This is a genomic window from Methylobacterium sp. E-012 (genome assembly GCF_057836545.1).
Window position 1 is genome coordinate 3,414,914 of record NZ_JBYQEY010000001.1, and the last position, 13,490, is coordinate 3,428,403.

A 13,490-nucleotide genomic window follows, 5' to 3' on the forward strand; every position below is an offset into this window, starting at 1 on the left:
GGCGCTCCTTGGCTTACACGGATAGGTCGAACGCCGCTGCTATCGGTCGGAATGCGCGTGTGAGATCGCTGTCCAACCGCCCGACCATGCCCTGCAGGATGCCGTAGGCCTGGCCGCCCGGCATCGGCGCGCGATAGCTGCGTCGTTCGATCAGCGCGCCGTAGACGTCGCAGACGGTCACCAGCCGCACGAAGTCCGGGATCTCCCACCCCTTGAGACCGTCCGGGTAACCGGTCCCGTCGAGCATCTCGTGATGCGAGCGAACCGCCGCCAGCAGTTCACCGTCGAAGGCACCGTTGACGAGCATTGCGTGGCCGCACGCGGCGTGCGTGCGCATCACCGCCATCTCCGCATGGGTCAGTCGACCCGGCTTGTTCAGGATCTCGATCGGCACATGGATTTTGCCGACATCGTGCAGCAGGGTGGCTCTCGTCAGGCGATGGCGGTCCGCCATTCGCAGGCCGAGTGCACCCGAGAAGGCCGCGGCGAGGGCGGCGACGATCAGGCAGTGCTGATGGGTGGCGTCGTCGAACTGCCGGACCGCCCGCACCCAGTCGTAGACCCCGCTCTCGCTGACGGCGCGCACGACCAAGTCGGTTCCGGCATCGGCCACATCCGGCGTGATTGTGCCGCCAGAAAACAGAGCGCCCTGGAAGAACTGCCGAGCCTCGGCAGCCGTCGCTCGTGCAGAACGGGGGATCGGCGAGCCCCGCAATCGATCCAGCGCAGTGGACATCTGCTGCAGGTTGGCCGTGGCGCTCGCGCCCAGGATCTGTGCCTGCGCTTCGGCCCGAGCGACGTTGCCGTGCACGAGAAACAGATACGGCAGACTTTCGGTTCGGACCTTCGCCAAGGCGCGGCGAAGGCGGATGATCGCGTCGGAGGTGAGCGCTTCGATGTCGCTGACGATCAGATCGAACTGCCGGGTCGGCAACTTGTCCTCGTACAGATCGTGGACGTTGCAAGAACCGCGCGAACCGAGATCACGTGCCAAGCGCTCACCACGCTGGACGTCGTCGGTGATCAGCAGAAGCTCACTCATCGCTGCGCCTCAGAGGATCACGTGCTCGTTGAAGGTCAGCGAGCCGAACGGCATCCGGAACGCCACACCGATGCCTTCGGGTGTATGGCGCACTACCGTCGCGAAGCGCTTGCCCACCGTCACGGTCTCGCCGACATCCGGCCGCTCGTCCAAGAGCAGGGCTGCGCCAGTCATGGACAGGTCGGCGACAATCGCTCCGACCGCCTGCTCACCCGGCAGCCTGATCTGCACCTCGCGGTGGGCCGGGACGATGCGGGCTGCCTTGCGTTGGTCGTTTCGCGTCTCGGCGCTGCGCAGCCAAGCCAGCCGCGCTACGATCCTGGAGCGTCGTTCGAGGTTGGCCACCACCTGCAGGACGAAGCTTGCGCGGGAGCCGTGCAGCACAACGCCGTCGATCAGCCCAATGTTATCGAGGTAGCATGCGACGCGAACTCCGCTGCCGGGGAGCGCTCCCTGCACGACGCGACGCAGCTCGATGACGTCGGGGGCTGAAACATCGGCGAGACATGAAACGTCCTCGCCACCGAGCAGGCAATATCTACCCTGGGTTGAAATCGAGCACTGATCCAACACGGAAGCTGTCTCCGTCATCGTATATAGCGGAGTGTGGCACCAACCTGGTTTATAGTTCGTCTAAACCTAAAAGAAATTTGATCCTTGTCGGCGGCTTCGCTTACGCAGGCTGTGCCTGACGGCTCAGCGTGCCGTTCTCATCGACGCGCGCGGCGCAGCTTTTTACCAGATCAAGGAACCGATCAATGTAGGCGAGCCCCATGTCGGTCTCGGCGCACAGAGTCGCGTTGAAAGCGTTGATCCCGACGTCACCGCTCCGCCGCCGCGCCTGCAAATCAGCACGCACCGCGGCGAGTTGCACGCGCTGAGCCAACAGATCCGTCTGGATCACGTCGAGCCGCGCACCCGACAACGTCAGTGCATGTCCTTCCTGCAGCAGCTCTATAGCTGTCACGTCGACGGCGGCGAGCGCGGGTGTGGCGCAGCGACCGGATCGCAGCGGTACGAGCGTGCCAATCATCGGCTCTGCTCCCCCAGGTCGGGGTCCCTTGCGCTGCACACCTCGCCGATAGCATCGGGGGCGTACCCGTACAGGCCGTCCTTGAGCCGATGTTTCAACGCCTCGGCTTCCGCTAGCGCCCAGGCCAGATGCCGATGCGGCGCCATCCGATGATCGAACACGGCGTCGATCCGGTTGCAGCTCGCCGCATAGGGCTCTGCCGGAGTCTCGACGGCTGCACGAAGTAGGTCCCCGAGCCCATTTTCTAGGCTGGCCCGCACGGCGGCTTGCTCGCCCGTATTGTTCATGCCCTCAGCCCACTGCCCGCGCTGCTTCACGCACCTGCTGAGTGGCGGTATCGACCTGCTCGCTCGCTCGCGCGATCGCCTCCATGCCGCCGGCGATCGTCGTCACCCCATGGGCGGCCGTGTGCATGCTGCCCGACATCTCCCGGGTCACGGCCGACTGCTCCTCCACCGCCGCCGCGATCGCCGCTGAGACCTCGTCGAGGGATCGGATCGTGCCCTGGATCGCGCCGATCGCGTTCACCGCCTCGCGTGTGGCTGCTTGAGTCGCGGTGATCTGCCCGCGGATCTGGTCGGTGGCCTTGGCGGTCTGCTCGGCCAAGGCCTTCACCTCGGAAGCCACAACAGCGAAACCTTTACCCGAGGCGCCGGCTCGCGCCGCCTCGATTGTGGCGTTGAGCGCCAACAGGTTGGTCTGCGAGGCAATTCCCTGAATCATCGTCACGACGTCGCCGATCTGTGCCGCCTGCCCGCTCAGGCCCTCGACGATGCCGCTGGTATGACGCGCCTGTTCGACCGCCTCGCCGGCCATGCGCGCGGCGTGGCTGACCTGCTGGCTGATCTCCCCGACTGAGGCCGACAACTCCTCTGCGCCCGAGGCGACACACTGGATGTCGTTGGAGACCTGTCCCACGATGCCAGCCGCCTCTGCCGTCTGTCGGGTGACGTCCTCGACTGCGGCGCCGATCGCGTCGAGATCCGTGCCGATCGCCCGCTGCGCCGCGGCCCGGCGCTGCCGCTCATGCACTTGCGCGGTGATGTCGGCGGCGAACTTCACCACCTTGAGCACGGTGCCATCCGCGTCGGTGATCGGGTTGTAGCTCGCCTGGATCCAGACCTCGTGACCGCCGCGGGCGATGCGCCGGAACTCGCCCGCCGCGAACTCGCCGCGGCCCAGCCGGTCCCAGAACCCCCGGTAGGCTGTCCCCGCCTGCTCAGCCGCATCTACGAATAGGCTGTGATGCCGGCCGCGGATCTCATCAAGACGATAGCCGACCGCGTCGAGGAAATTCTGGTTGGCGTCTAGGATCGTGCCGGTCGGATCGAACGCGATCACCGCTTGCGAGCGGTGCAGGGCGGCGATCTGGCCATCGCTATCCAACGAGCGCAGCTTCTGCGCCGTAATGTCGGCGGCGAATTTTACGACCTTTACCACGCGCCCGGCGCGGTCGAGCAAGGGGTTGTAGCTCGCCTGAAGCCAGACGGCTCGACCGTCCTTGGCGATCCGCTTGAACTCGGCGGCCTGGAACGTGCCCCGCCGCAGGGCTTCCCAGAATGCGCGGTACTCGGCGCTGTCGCGGGTGGCTGCCTCAACGAACATGCCGTGGTGCTGTCCCTGCACCTCGGCCAGCGTGTAGCCCATGGCGGTCAGGAAGTTGGCGTTGGCGGTGAGGATGGTGCCGTCGGGCTGGAATTCGATGACGGCTTGCGAGCGGTCGAGCGCATCGAGCTTGGCCGCCTGATCCGCATGTGTGCGCGTTCCACCAAACATGGCCGATCCCCCAGGATTGTTGTGGTGTTCGACGACGGACCGGGAGGCAGTCGGCCAGCGGAGTATCCCGCCGACACGTCACCCTTCGCATCATCGCTTTCGGCAATACTGGGCAACGAGCGTTAATTTACGCTTAATGTGTCCGATCACGACCAGTATTCGCACCGAACACAACTTATATTAATCCCCGGTAGCAGTTTTCATACCGCCGTGATTAGAAACAATACAACTTATCCGTGCTTAAAGATGGCGAGTTCGCGCAAGAAGGTGGTTAATGGATCATTACCTACCAAGCCGGGCTCGTAGCGACCGGCCGCGCTGACGGTGGGACGCCCGATCCGTCAGCTCACTTCGCGCTCGAACGCCACGAAGTTCTCGATCCGCCCATCGGCAGCGCGCAGGGGCCGGCAGTCGATCTCGACACGATATTTGGACCCGTCCTCACGGTAGTTGGTGCGGTAGCCATGGAAACGCTCACCGGCCATGAGGGCACGATGGAAAGTGTCGAGCGCCGAGCGGCGCGTCTCCTTGCCCTGCATGATCCATGGATTACGACCTATGACATCCTTCAGGTCTCGCCCAATCAGCCGCCCAAAGGCTTCGTTGGCATACAAAACAACTGGGCTAGGCGAGAGGATCGTCGTGTCCGTCATGATCACGCCGACCGTTGCGACATAAGCCAACACGCAAATGATTTCGAATGCCGTCATCTCAGAGAGTCACTATACACGCGACGACGATCTAATAGCGTCGCACGATGCATTCCCGGTCGGCGATATTGACGCTCCTAGATGCATATAATCGGTGTGCAGCCTTTCAGGCTCGGCCCGCCATGCATCTCGCTCCACCTGCACCGCCTTGATGCAGGCGTTCAGATGGCCGGTGTCGATTGCAGTCTAAACGAGCATATCTTGCGCCATAGCCAGTTGCTCGCGCAGCTCGCCGTTTTCCGCCGCCAGGGTCAGCAGAAGCGCCGCCACATCGTCACCCATGCCGATCCTCGTACCGCCTCTTCAGGTTCGCGGCGGGTAGGCCCGAGAGGGTTGCCCCGTCGACAAAGATGCTGGGCCCGAGGTTGCCGGGGCGGGCTTCGTCCGCAGCAGGATCTCGAACACGCTGGGTTCCAGGGCCGTGGGCCGGCGCTCGCGGTCTCCAGTCCCGCCGCCGCACCGACCCTCATGCGACTGCCCGGCCAAGGCTTCACGGGCGAGCCCCGAGGAACCAGCTCGGGCCCACCTGTCGTTGCATGCTCGCCCGCTGCGCGCCATTTGGTGTTCCGCCGCGATGCCGCCAGGATTTGTTCAACTGCAGCCTCGGCCTCAGTCCCAGTCAGAAGGTTCTTGCTGGCGTAGACGAAGCGGTACAGCGCGCTCATGGTCAAGATCCGAGGCTGGTCGATTAAATAAAACATGATTGGTAAATGGAGCAGATAAAGCAACAAATTCTCAGTCAACATGCTAGCATTGAACGGTCTAAACGTGTTTTATCGGCTATCGTCATTGCGCGCGGCTACGTAAAAGTCGACGAGCGACGTATATGATCTTGGCGCAAATTGAAACGCGCGGCGAATTCCGCCGGTGGCATTGGGCGGCCAAACAGATAACCCTGCGCCTCTTGGCAGCCCTTCGCGAGCAGACGCCGGCGTTGCTCCTCGGTCTCGACGCCCTCGGCGATCACCTCCAGCCCGAAGCTGCGGCTGAGGTCGATCACCGCCCGCACGATGGCCGCGTCGTGCCGGTCCTCACACAGGCCGTTCACGAAGCCGCGGTCAATCTTCAATCGTGTCAACGGGAAGCGCTTGAGCAGGCTGAGCGAGGCGTAGCCGGTGCCGTAGTCGTCGAACGCGATTCCCACGTCCATGGCGCGCAGGGCCCGCAGGGCGGCGACCACCTCTGGGTCGTGATGCAAGATGATCGTCTCGGTGATCTCCAACTCCAGGGCGTGCGCCGGCAGCTCAGTCTCTGCGAGCGCGGCTGCGACTCGCTCGACCAAACCGCCACTTCGGAATTGGGCAGCGCAGAGGTTCACCCCGATCCGGAACGGATGCACACCACCTTGCCGCCAAGCCTGTGCTTGGGCGCAGGCAGTGCGCAGCACCCAGTCGCCAACACGCGCTGCGTCCGGACCGTTGTCTAGCACCTCCAGGAACGCGGCCGGCATGAGCAGGCCGAGTTCGGGATGTTGCCACCGGATCAGGGCCTCGGCCCCCATGAGTGCCCCGTCGGACAGGCTTACCTGCGGCTGATAATGCAGTACGAACTCACCCTGCTCGATAGCGCGGCGCAGCCCGTCGCGGCAGGCCCGCTCGCGCTGTGCGACCTCGCGCAGGTCCGGCGTGAACAGGCAGGCGCGCCCGCGCCCATCCATCTTCGCGCGGTAAAGGGCGGCATCGGCGCAAGCCAGCAGTTCGTCTTCTCGCACCCCATGGGCGGGGCTTAGGGCCACGCCGACGCTGGCGCCGAGTCGCAAGATGGATTCCTCGACGCGGTACGGCTCGGAGAGGGCGTCGATTATCGCCCGCCCCTTGGAGATTGCCATCAACGGATCCCCGACGCCGGGGAGCACGACCGCGAACTCATCGCCGCCAAATCGAGCCGCAACGCCCATGGTGTCGACGCAGTTGCGCAGTCGACTCGCCGCCAGCCGGAGTACGGCATCGCCCACGGCATGACCGTGCGCGTCGTTGACCTCTTTGAAGCCGTCGAGGTCGAGCATCAGCACCGCCGCTGGGCGATCCTCCATAATCGCCGCCTCGATCCGGCCGCACAGTACAGCCCGGTTAGGCAGCTCGGTCAGGGCATCGAGATGCGCGAGACGGAACAGGCGTTCCTCTACCATGTGGCGCTGGCTGACGTCGCGCGCGATCGCCCCGAAAGCTGCGTGGCCGTTCTCGGTCCAGGTGCACAAGGACAGCTCGACGGGGAACTCGCGGCCGTCCTTGTGCCGGCAGGTGAGTTCGACAGTGCGGCCGAGCAGCCGCGTCTCCGCCCCGGGCGCGATCCGGCGGAGGTCACCCTCGTGGCCGCCGTGCATCCGCTCGGGCACCAGTATGGCGAGGGGCTGACCAAGAGCCTCGGCGACCGTATGCCCGAACAGGTGCTCGGCGGCCGTGCTCCAGAAGCTCACCCGCCCGTGGGCGTCCGCGCAGATGATGGCGTCCGACGAGGTGTCGGCGATGTGCTCGAAGCGCGATTGAGTCGCACGCCGGGCCGCCTGGACGCGGCGCAGCTCCAGCCGGTCGAGCACGAGTCGGGCTAGGTCGGTGAGGATACGCCTGTCTCGGCCCGTGAAAGCGCGTCGCGGCTTGGGGCTGGCGAGGCAGAGTGTACCGATGGCATGGCCGTCCCCGGTACGTAGCGGCACGCCTGCGTAGAAGCGGATGAACGGGGCGTCGGTGACCAGGGGATTGTCGCAGAACCGTGAATCCCGGGATGCGTCGAGTACGACGAGGATGTCGGCTTGCGCGATGGTCCGGGCGCAGAAGGCGACGTCGCGGTCGGTGTCACACAGGCTTAGGCCGACCTTGGCGTGGAAGACTTGCCGATCGCGATCAACGAAGGAAACGAAGGCAGCCGGTGCGCCGAGCAGGCGGGCGGCGAGTTCGACGATGTGGGCGAGCGACGGATCTGACTCGGCATCGAGGATTTCGTGCTCGGCCAGCGCCTGCAGCCGAGCTTCCTCGTCAGTCTGCGCATATGAAGATGGCACGAGAGGGCTCCGGATCGAACGGGTGAGCGCGGCTGAGTCAGCGGATGAGGTCGCCTTCCGTGTCGGGCAATGGGCCGACATTCGGATCCGCCAGAGTGAGAAGGCTTAGCTGCTTGATCCGAACCTCGGACGCGGCCTCGCGCATTTGGCCGACGGCAACGACAGACGGCAGCCAGTTCGTGGCGATCACGGTGACGGAATGTCGGATGCCCCCTAGCTTAATGATCGAGGGTGCGCCCTGTCCACCCGCGATGAGGGCGAGCAGGCCGAAGGCAGCCGCCAGGGCAGCCTTGACAGGGAGGTGTACGCGCATTGCTGGCTTCTCATCAGGACTATAATCAGTCCTCGCCTGATAAACATGTGGCGGAACCAGCAATTATTTCTGATAGATTCTGTTAATTAATAGTTTATTCCGTCATAAACCGTACTTTTGTATAAGCATGTAACTCCAAACGATCCTCAAATCACGTCAATTGACGGATTATCCACGTTCAGATCAAAAATACAACTTCTAATAGCGCATTCAATAGGGGCCATTAAGGTCGAAAGCTCCCTCTGAATTCTATCATCTGATAGTTTTGAAGTCTAATTCGGGCCGAATCACGCGATCCGGAAGAACGCGACGTCTCCCCCTATCTACAGATGTCAGAACCATCTGATCCGCCGCCCTAACGCAGAGGCGTAGGCCAGCGCGAGGAATGACCCTTGGCATTCATCCGCTCTGCCGAACAGCGGCAGACCGTCACCGCACGGCCGTCGCCACCGCCGAGCGTCGCCGGCCCCCGGTGGATTTCCGCTATCGCAACCTGCCGGACGAGCAGCAGCCCGGCACGATCGAGCCGTGGGAGGCCGTCGCCCCGGTTCGCCTCGACACGTCGCACAGTCGGTCCCTGCTCTTCCTCGATGTCGGTGCCGAGCTGCTGGCCGCTTTCGCCATCGTGGGCGGCGGCATGGTCCTGACCGGCCTCGTCTCCCTGCTCTGACCCGACTCGCACCCCGAGCGGGCCGGTCGTTCAAGGCGCTCGACGCTGCACAGGGGACGTTCGAAGGCTGGGGCAAGCTGCTGAGCCTGGCCTGCGCCCGGTACATGATGGCGGCATCGTCTGCGGTGCTGGGCCAGGAGGGGGGCGCGACCGAGACCGCCGAGCCGGAGCCGGAAGTCGTCGAGGAGCCGGCGCATGCTCACAGCCTCGTCGCCATGCTCGACCTCGCGTCTGCCTCGCTTAGCGATCTGCGGGCGATACAAGACATGGCCGAGAACGTCGAAGCTCTGGCCGACGCTTACACCTGGGGACCTCGCTGCTGTCTGGACTCCGCTCGCAGCGCCGACCCGGTTTTCAACGAAGCCGGCAAGCTGATGCGGTGGATCGGAGACGCCTTGGCCGACGTCCAGACCGCGATCCGCAAGGAGGTTTCTCGTCGGGCGCCGAGCACCGCCTTGGAGAAGGAAACGCGACTGGCGATGCTGGCCGTTCAGACGATCGAGAACGGCGACTCTGCTGAGACCGCGGCCTTTGCCCGCGAGCTGCTGGCGGTCGCCGAGGCTGATCGCATGAGGGAACTATGCCTCGCCGAGGCCCTCAGAGCCCGCACCCAGGCCGGGCCCGAAGTCCGCTGACGGCGGCTCCCTACCCCTCCGTAGCCGTGCGTCTCGCCCCGGCCGGATCCCGCCGGGCCTCCCCTTCATCGCGACCCGAGACCATCACCATGGGCGATGTCCTGACCTTCACCCCGCGTCCGAAACCGGCCGATCCAGATTTGGAGCCGCTGACCGGGCCCGCGCTCCGCGCCAGCCTGGAGGAAGCGGCACAGATCGCCCTCGACGCGGCGGATCGGATTATCGCCGTGCTCGACCACATGGACGGGGATCCAGACACCGAGGACGGCGCGGACGATGAGCCGTCCCTAGCCGCGCCCGAGAACCACACCGGCAGTCAGGTGGTCTACATGCGTGGGAATAATCAAGACCGCGAGGCCGAGGCACCTGAGACCGTTCTGCGGGGGGTGGCGGCCGAGCCGTTGTCCGAGGCTGTCGTCCTGCCCTGGCGCGGGCGGGGGAACGTCATCGCCGCTGCCGGCGTGGTGCTCCTCGACTTGCTGGAGCGTGCCTGAGGCCGAGGTTTGCTATGGGTGGATATTTACCAGTCCGCTTCTGCTTAAACATGTAGCGGAAGCGGACGTTCGAGGGTTCGTGTCAGGCCGCCGCCCAGGCGACCGCATCAGCGCCGGCCGGCAGGCGCATCGGGCAAGCCGGGTCGATTGCCGCGCGCCAGACCGCCTCAGCCACGTCCGAGGCCCGGGTCAGCTCTTCCGTCGCCTGCTGGAAGTTCGCGAAGACCCTCCCCGCCAGATCGCCGTAGGCCTTGGGTACATCCATCCCCATCCGGGTGCGGGCGTTGGTCCCGAACGCCGTCTCCGGCGATCGGCCGGGAATGACGAGATGGGCGCGCACGCCGAATGGCACGAGCTCGTGGGCGAGGGACTCGGTGAAGGCATTCACCGCCGCCTTGCTCGCGGTATAGACCGCCAGCAGCGGCAGCGGCCGCAGAGTCACGCTCGACGTCACGTTGACGATCACCCCCGCGCCCCGTTCCCGGAACTGCGGCAGCACAGCCTGGGTCATGGCGATGGTGCCGAGGGTGTTCGTCTCGAACACCTCCCGGGCGGACTCCATCGACAGGCCTTCCAGGGCGTTCAGTAGCCCGACGCCCGCGTTGTTCACCAGGACATCGAGCGGCCCGGCCTTCGCGACCGCCCGGGCGATGCTGCTGGCGTCCGTCACGTCGAGCGGCAGCACGGTGAGGCGGTCGGACTCCGGGAGCAGGGCCACCTGAGGCGTGCGCATCGTGGCGACGACTCGCCAGCCGCGGTCGAGGAAAAGGCGCGCGGTTTTCAGACCGAAGCCGGATGAGCAGCCGGTGATGAGGGTCGTGTTCATGGGGACCTCCCGTGTGACGCACCACGGGGTGATAGGAGCGCTCTGCCGGACGTGATACGGGCGCAAGTCCATTTTTCATTGGCGAGCGTCCGAAATGGTCGATCCGCTCACCCAGGTCGTCGGGTTGCTACGGCCCGGTGCCTCGTTCTCTAAGTTGGTCCTGGCTGGCGGAGCCTGGACAGTGCGCCGCAACGACCACGGCCAGCCGTTCTACGCCGCGGTGCTGGAGGGGGCCTGCCGCCTCGCGATCGACGACGAGGTGGAGATCATCCTCGCAGCCGGCGACTTCGTGCTGATCCCCGCCGCCAGCGCCTTCGCCGCATCCAGCCTCGTCGCGCCGTCGGCGGGGCGGGCGCCGCCGCCCCTCGAGGTCGGCCCCGGCGTGTTCCGACTCGGCCCTCTTGAGGTGCTGCCCGACCTGCGCATGCTAGTGGGTCACTGCACCTTCGCCTCCGACGATACGGAGCTGCTGCTGTCGCTCCTGCCTCGGTTCGTCCATGTGCGCGGCGTCGGGCGACTGGCGATGCTGCTCGGCCTCGTGAACGAGGAGACTCGGGCGGACAGGCCCGGCCGCGATGTGGTCCTGGCGCGGCTTCTAGAGGTGCTGCTGATCGAGGCGCTCCGGTCCACCACGGGTCCGACGGCGCCCTCGGGCCTCCTACGCGGGCTTACCGACGAGCGCGTGGCCGCCGCGTTGCGCCGCATGCACGAGCGACCGACCGTTCCCTGGACGGTCGCCGCCCTGGCCCGAGAGGCGGGACTGTCGCGCTCGACATTCTTCGAACGGTTCCGGCGCGAGGTCGGCGTCGCGCCGATGGCGTATCTCCTGGCGTGGCGCATCGCGCTGGCGAAGGATCTGCTTGGTCGCGAGGGAGCCGGCGTGGCGGAGGTGGCCGAGCGCGTGGGCTACGGGTCCGCCAGCACCTTTAGCACCGCCTTCGCTCGTCATGTCGGCAGACCGCCAATCCACTACGCCCGCGAGCAGCGCGCCCAACCCCGCAGCCCTGCGTCTCTGAACGTCTGAGAAGGGGGGGAATCGGCCCGTCCGCTTCCAAGATCAGTCAGCAGGAAAGCGGACGGTCAAGTCGTGACCGAACTCTATCGCGTGCGCACTGCAGGCCCGCGAATTCAGTCAGGCGGCTCGAACCGTGGCCAGGAAGCGTGCGACTTTCGCTGCGAGATGCTCGGATTGGCGCGACAGTTCGGACGCCGCCCCGAGCACTTGGCTCGCCGCAGCCCCGGTCTCCTCGGCGGCACCCGCCACGCCGGTGATGTTCCCCGTCACCTCGCCCGTGCCGACCGCCGCCTGGGCGACATTGCGAACGATTTCCTGGGTCGCCGCCCCCTGCTCCTCTACTGCTGCGGCGATAGAGGTGGCGACCGCGCTGATCTCGCGGATGCGTCCCGTAATCCCACCGATCGAGGCGACGGCCTGCCCGGTCGACGCCTGGATCTGCAGGATCTGTCCGGAGATCTCGCTCGTCGCCTCGGCGGTCTGCTCGGCCAGCGCCTTCACTTCTGAGGCGACGACGGCAAAGCCCTTGCCGGCCGCGCCGGCCCGGGCAGCCTCGATCATTGCGTTCAGCGCCAGCAGGTTCGTCTGACCGGCGATGGTCGAGATCAGGCCCACGACGTCACCGATCCGGGAGACGGCGGCGCTGAGCGCCTGCACCAGCGTGCCGGCCTGGTCGGCCTCGGCCACGGCCTGCCGGGCGAGGTCTGCGGAGCCATCGACCTGCCGGCCGATCTCCTGGACCGAAGAGCCGAGTTCCTCGGCCGCTGCGGCGACAGTGTTGACGTTGACGGCCGCCTCTTCGGCCGCGGCCGCCACCGCGGAGGATTGGGCGGCGGTCTCGGCCGCCGTGCCGCTCATGGCTCCAGCGGTGGCCTGCAGTTCAGTGGCCGAAGACGATACCAGGCCAATGACACCACCGACTGCGGCCTCGAACCCATCGGCCATGTCCCGCATCGCGCGCTTGCGCTGCTCCTCGGCGGAGGCCCGGGCCAGGGCGGTCTCCTCTTCGAGCTTGCGGGTGCGGACGAGGTTGTCCTTGAACACCTGCACTGCGGCGGCCATCTCGCCGATCTCGCTCCGCTCGCCGGCATTCGGTACTGCGAGGTCAGTGTCGCCATCGGCCACCCGCTTCATGACGCTCGCCATGCGGCGGACAGGGCCCGAGATCGTGAAGACAGACATCCAGCCGATCACCAGCGTGACGACGATGACGACAACAAGCACCAACGCGATCCCACCGCGGGCGCTCTCGGATAGAGCGCCGGTCAGCGAGATCGTTGTGCAGCTCTCGCGTGGGGCCCGAATCGCTAAGGTGCCGTTGACGACCGTAGTTTCAAATCCCGCCGAGAACATCTCCCTGCGCCCGGCAGATACCCTGACGCTGGTGCGCGATCCTCAGACCTTTCTGGCGATGGGTGCGCTCGGCAACGCCACCGAGATCCCGTTTGATGCGGAAGGCATCACTCTGGCCCAAGCTCTGGCGAAGGCGCGTGGCTTGTCCGACCTTCAGGCGGACCCAGGCGGTACGTTCATCTTCCGTTTCGAGCCGGCGGCAGTGGTGCGACGCCTGAAACCCGGCAGTCGCCTGCTAGGCACCGCCCTTGTGCCGGTCGTCTACCAAGCGGACATGCGCGACCCCGACAGTCTGTTTCTAACTCAGGCCTTCCGTATGCGGAACCGCGACCTCATCTTCGTCTCGAAGTCTGATTTAGCCAGCGGCTCAAGTGGCGATGGCGGGTCATCTTTCATTCAATCAACAATCACGAATATCGCTACTTCATATTACTATCTTCGATAAGATGACTGTTCGCTCAGCGTTCATTTGCTACCCCAACCCGAAATTGCCACATGGCCGACGAATGACCGCTTATGGGAAGCGTCCAGGGCGATCCAAGTGGCCGACTTGGGTCGGTAGAGGACCGTCCGCTTATGCGGCGAGTCTACCCCGAAGCAGCCGTTCCGCTTACGGCCAGGTTCG

General features: G+C 65.5%; 13 protein-coding genes and 2 pseudogenes. 5 read left to right on the forward strand and 10 right to left on the reverse strand.

What is annotated here, in order from left to right; translation table 11 throughout:
• Nucleotides 1-13 precede the first annotated feature (13 nt).
• The 8 genes from AC3IF1_RS16555 to AC3IF1_RS16590 all read right to left on the reverse strand — a co-directional run bounded on the left by AC3IF1_RS16555 (nucleotide 14) and on the right by AC3IF1_RS16590 (nucleotide 7,872).
• Nucleotides 14-1,042, reverse strand: a complete 1,029-nt coding sequence (locus tag AC3IF1_RS16555) for an HD-GYP domain-containing protein (RefSeq protein WP_489218489.1) — start codon at nucleotides 1,040-1,042, stop codon at nucleotides 14-16.
• Nucleotides 1,043-1,051: 9 nt separating this feature from the next.
• A complete protein-coding gene (locus AC3IF1_RS16560; RefSeq protein ID WP_489218490.1) occupies nucleotides 1,052-1,633 on the reverse strand; it encodes a PilZ domain-containing protein in 582 nt (193 codons plus the stop codon).
• Between the two features lie 82 nt (nucleotides 1,634-1,715).
• On the reverse strand, nucleotides 1,716-2,075 hold the full coding sequence (locus AC3IF1_RS16565; RefSeq protein WP_489218491.1) for a hypothetical protein: 360 nt from the start codon (nucleotides 2,073-2,075) through the stop codon (nucleotides 1,716-1,718).
• Entirely contained in the window at nucleotides 2,072-2,362 is a 291-nt protein-coding gene (locus AC3IF1_RS16570; protein WP_489218492.1) for a hypothetical protein, read from the reverse strand. Before AC3IF1_RS16570 ends, AC3IF1_RS16565 begins: the two co-directional genes overlap by 4 nt.
• A 4-nt stretch (nucleotides 2,363-2,366) precedes the next feature.
• Nucleotides 2,367-3,851, reverse strand: coding sequence for a methyl-accepting chemotaxis protein (locus tag AC3IF1_RS16575; protein ID WP_489218494.1), 1,485 nt, complete (start codon nucleotides 3,849-3,851; stop codon nucleotides 2,367-2,369).
• Nucleotides 3,852-4,192: 341 nt separating this feature from the next.
• Entirely contained in the window at nucleotides 4,193-4,561 is a 369-nt protein-coding gene (locus AC3IF1_RS16580; protein ID WP_489218496.1) for a PAS domain-containing protein, read from the reverse strand.
• Nucleotides 4,562-5,360: 799 nt separating this feature from the next.
• Complete coding sequence (locus AC3IF1_RS16585; RefSeq protein ID WP_489218497.1) at nucleotides 5,361-7,559, reverse strand: putative bifunctional diguanylate cyclase/phosphodiesterase; 2,199 nt, start codon at nucleotides 7,557-7,559, stop codon at nucleotides 5,361-5,363.
• A gap of 37 nt (nucleotides 7,560-7,596) precedes the next feature.
• Nucleotides 7,597-7,872 carry a hypothetical protein gene (locus AC3IF1_RS16590; protein ID WP_489218498.1) on the reverse strand — a complete coding sequence of 92 codons (276 nt, stop codon included), beginning with the start codon at nucleotides 7,870-7,872 and terminating at the stop codon, nucleotides 7,597-7,599.
• Nucleotides 7,873-8,344: 472 nt separating this feature from the next.
• Here AC3IF1_RS16590 and AC3IF1_RS16595 point away from each other — a divergent pair, with 472 nt between their 5' ends.
• The 3 genes from AC3IF1_RS16595 to AC3IF1_RS16605 all read left to right on the forward strand — a co-directional run bounded on the left by AC3IF1_RS16595 (nucleotide 8,345) and on the right by AC3IF1_RS16605 (nucleotide 9,671).
• Nucleotides 8,345-8,542, forward strand: coding sequence for a hypothetical protein (locus AC3IF1_RS16595; RefSeq protein ID WP_489218499.1), 198 nt, complete (start codon nucleotides 8,345-8,347; stop codon nucleotides 8,540-8,542).
• A gap of 104 nt (nucleotides 8,543-8,646) precedes the next feature.
• Nucleotides 8,647-9,177 (forward strand): hypothetical protein, encoded by a 531-nt coding sequence (locus AC3IF1_RS16600; RefSeq protein ID WP_489218501.1) that lies wholly within the window; start codon nucleotides 8,647-8,649, stop codon nucleotides 9,175-9,177.
• 89 nt (nucleotides 9,178-9,266) lie between these two features.
• Entirely contained in the window at nucleotides 9,267-9,671 is a 405-nt protein-coding gene (locus AC3IF1_RS16605) for a hypothetical protein (protein WP_489218503.1), read from the forward strand.
• An 82-nt stretch (nucleotides 9,672-9,753) separates the two neighbouring features.
• Here the strand turns inward: AC3IF1_RS16605 and AC3IF1_RS16610 are convergent, their stop codons facing one another.
• Nucleotides 9,754-10,497 (reverse strand): SDR family oxidoreductase, encoded by a 744-nt coding sequence (locus AC3IF1_RS16610; protein WP_489218504.1) that lies wholly within the window; start codon nucleotides 10,495-10,497, stop codon nucleotides 9,754-9,756.
• Between the two features lie 94 nt (nucleotides 10,498-10,591).
• On the opposite strand from AC3IF1_RS16610, the gene AC3IF1_RS16615 reads away from it, so the two are divergent.
• Nucleotides 10,592-11,521 carry an AraC family transcriptional regulator gene (locus AC3IF1_RS16615; protein ID WP_489218505.1) on the forward strand — a complete coding sequence of 310 codons (930 nt, stop codon included), beginning with the start codon at nucleotides 10,592-10,594 and terminating at the stop codon, nucleotides 11,519-11,521.
• A gap of 108 nt (nucleotides 11,522-11,629) precedes the next feature.
• Here AC3IF1_RS16615 and AC3IF1_RS16620 read toward each other — a convergent pair.
• Nucleotides 11,630-12,637 (reverse strand): annotated as a pseudogene (locus AC3IF1_RS16620) (methyl-accepting chemotaxis protein); the annotation flags it as partial.
• A gap of 133 nt (nucleotides 12,638-12,770) precedes the next feature.
• Between AC3IF1_RS16620 and AC3IF1_RS16625 the strand changes: the two are divergent.
• Nucleotides 12,771-13,217, forward strand: a pseudogene (locus AC3IF1_RS16625) (polysaccharide biosynthesis/export family protein); the annotation flags it as partial.
• Nucleotides 13,218-13,490 lie beyond the last annotated feature (273 nt).

Excerpts from the sequence above, each read along its gene's own strand:
- AC3IF1_RS16555 (WP_489218489.1), bottom strand. The coding sequence starts at position 1,042 with ATGAGTGAGCTTCTGCTGATCACCGACGACGTCCAGCGTGGTGAGCGC.
- AC3IF1_RS16560 (WP_489218490.1), bottom strand. The coding sequence starts at position 1,633 with ATGACGGAGACAGCTTCCGTGTTGGATCAGTGCTCGATTTCAACCCAG.
- AC3IF1_RS16565 (WP_489218491.1), bottom strand. The coding sequence starts at position 2,075 with ATGATTGGCACGCTCGTACCGCTGCGATCCGGTCGCTGCGCCACACCC.
- AC3IF1_RS16570 (WP_489218492.1), bottom strand. The coding sequence starts at position 2,362 with ATGAACAATACGGGCGAGCAAGCCGCCGTGCGGGCCAGCCTAGAAAAT.
- AC3IF1_RS16575 (WP_489218494.1), bottom strand. The coding sequence starts at position 3,851 with ATGTTTGGTGGAACGCGCACACATGCGGATCAGGCGGCCAAGCTCGAT.
- AC3IF1_RS16580 (WP_489218496.1), bottom strand. The coding sequence starts at position 4,561 with ATGACGGCATTCGAAATCATTTGCGTGTTGGCTTATGTCGCAACGGTC.
- AC3IF1_RS16590 (WP_489218498.1), bottom strand. The coding sequence starts at position 7,872 with ATGCGCGTACACCTCCCTGTCAAGGCTGCCCTGGCGGCTGCCTTCGGC.
- AC3IF1_RS16600 (WP_489218501.1), top strand. The coding sequence starts at position 8,647 with ATGATGGCGGCATCGTCTGCGGTGCTGGGCCAGGAGGGGGGCGCGACC.
- AC3IF1_RS16605 (WP_489218503.1), top strand. The coding sequence starts at position 9,267 with ATGGGCGATGTCCTGACCTTCACCCCGCGTCCGAAACCGGCCGATCCA.
- AC3IF1_RS16610 (WP_489218504.1), bottom strand. The coding sequence starts at position 10,497 with ATGAACACGACCCTCATCACCGGCTGCTCATCCGGCTTCGGTCTGAAA.
- AC3IF1_RS16615 (WP_489218505.1), top strand. The coding sequence starts at position 10,592 with ATGGTCGATCCGCTCACCCAGGTCGTCGGGTTGCTACGGCCCGGTGCC.